The sequence below is a fragment of the Fusibacter tunisiensis genome, from assembly GCF_016908355.1.
GTDB classification, from domain to species: domain Bacteria; phylum Bacillota; class Clostridia; order Peptostreptococcales; family Acidaminobacteraceae; genus Fusibacter_D; species Fusibacter_D tunisiensis.
Genome location: NZ_JAFBDT010000059.1, coordinates 1 through 2185, shown reverse-complemented (window position 1 = coordinate 2185; position 2185 = coordinate 1). Strand labels below are relative to the sequence as shown.

General features: G+C 36.8%; 2 protein-coding genes. Both read left to right on the top strand.

What is annotated here, in order from left to right:
- The first annotated feature begins 169 nt into the window (after positions 1-169).
- Complete coding sequence (locus tag JOC49_RS13020) at positions 170-1915, top strand: IS1634 family transposase (RefSeq protein ID WP_204665473.1); 1746 nt, start codon at positions 170-172, stop codon at positions 1913-1915.
- Positions 1893-2105, top strand: a complete 213-nt coding sequence (locus JOC49_RS13015; protein ID WP_204665472.1) for a hypothetical protein — start codon at positions 1893-1895, stop codon at positions 2103-2105. Before JOC49_RS13020 ends, JOC49_RS13015 begins: the two co-directional genes overlap by 23 nt.
- Positions 2106-2185 lie beyond the last annotated feature (80 nt).

The window sequence follows — 2185 nt, the reverse complement described above, 5'->3', positions numbered from 1 at the left end:
TGCTAACTTCTCACACTTTATCACACTCAATTGTTTGTTCCTTATTTTCCTGTATTGAAAAACAGCTCGAGCCACTGAAAACAAGCGGATTTTGTTGTGATTTTGCTTGCACTTTAGTGGTTTTTTTGTTATAATATTTGAGTAGGATATCATACTTTGGAGGTGTAAGATGTATTACGATTTTCTGATAAAAATCCCCGAGCAAACAGGAAAAATTTCAAGAAATAAGCGTGGTGATACAACTTATATTGAGTACACTTATGACAGAAAATATGTTCCTGAAAAGAAGTATAATGTGCCCATGCGTACTACCATTGGAAAATTGTCTAATGATGATCCAACTATGATGTATCCAAATCCAAATTTTGAAAAGTATTTTCCGGATATTGTTCTCCCTGTTGAGGTAAATAATCCAGCTTCGCGCAGTTCTTGCATCCGAGTTGGAGCATTTTTGGTGATCAAGAAAATCATTGATGATTACAAACTTGCGAATCATCTTTCATCGTGGGACGATCGCGGAAAAGGACTATTGCTTGATCTAGCCACTTATTCCATTATCTGTGAGAGCAATGTTGCTCAATACTATCCTGATTATGCTTATAATCATCCTGTTCTTACTCCAGAGCAGAAAATATACAGCGATTCAACCATTTCTAGATTTTTTTCTGAGATCACGGAAGATGATCGAATTGATTTTCTGAATAGTTGGAACAAAAACAGAAACCATAAAGAGCAAATCTATTTATCTTACGATTCGACCAACAAAAATTGTAAAGCTGGAGATATTGAAAAAGCTGAGTATGGCCATCCAAAAGAAGATATTGGAGCTGCAGTTGTAAACTATTCTCTTGCTTACGATATAAACAATCAGGAGCCTTTGCTATATGAGAGTTATCCAGGAAGTATTGTTGATGTTTCGCAGTTACAGTATCTTATAGAAAAAGTCCAGGCATATGGATACAAGGACATTGGATTTGTTCTTGATCGCGGATATTTCAGCAGGGATAATCTGAATTATATGGACCGATGCAACTATGATTTTGTGATTATGGTTAAAGGAAAAGCTTCATTTGTGAATGGTTTAATCATGGATCATAAAGGAGAGTTCGAAACCAATAGAAACTGTGCGATTAAAGCTTTTAGAACCTATGGAATGACGGTATGTGACAAACTTTACGCAGATGATATTAAGGACAGATATTTTCATATTTATCATAAGGTAAACCGCGAAAGCGCGGAACGTGCTCAGTTGGAAAATGAGCTGCAACGTATGGAAGAAATGATGAATAAGAGCAAGGGAAAAGATATAGACTTCGGGAAAAAATATGAGCACTATTACGAACTGACCTATCATGAAAAAGATGGTAAACGCAAATTTTATGGCTATAAAGAACGAGAGGATGTTATTGAAAAAGAGCTGAAACTGTGTGGTTATTTTACAATTGTGACATCAAAAAAGATGAGTGCCAGCGACGCACTTTTGTTATACAAAAGTCGTGATGCTTCCGAGAAATTATTTTGTAGCGACAAATCTTTCCTTGGTAATAAATCATTTCGAGTTTCGAGCAATGATGCTCTTGAATCTAAAATATTTGTAGAATTCATTGCTCTAATTATCAGAAGCAAGATATATACCCAGTTGAGAAAACGTATGGCTGAGATGGCAAAAAAACCAAACTATATGACCGTTCCGGCTGCTCTTCGAGAATTGGAAAAGATTGAACTGATCAGGCAGCCTGGTGGTAACTATAAATTAGATCATGCAATTACCGCAACACAAAAGACTATTTTAGGAGCATTTGGAATAGATGAAGACAGTGCGCGAGCAAGAGCATTGTCAATAGGAAAAGAACTTATGGGAGCAGCCGCTCCAGAACAAGAGGAGGATGAAGATGGCGCGAACGAAGTCTACTAAAACAATCGACGAAAAGATCCGTGAACAAGAAGAAAAACTCCGTAAAATGAAAGAACGATGCGATAAAATATCTGGAGAGCTTGACGATCTCTACGAGGAGAAGAAAGCGTTAGAAGCCAAGGAGTTATTGGATGCAATAGCTCGCAGTTCTAAAACCAGAGCTGAGGTATTGGCATTTCTTGAAAGTTAACAGAAGGTTCAACACTACCTATTTTGAGTAATCACTGATGGCGTTCTTATGTTGAGTAGGAAAAATATGAGAAGTTAGCA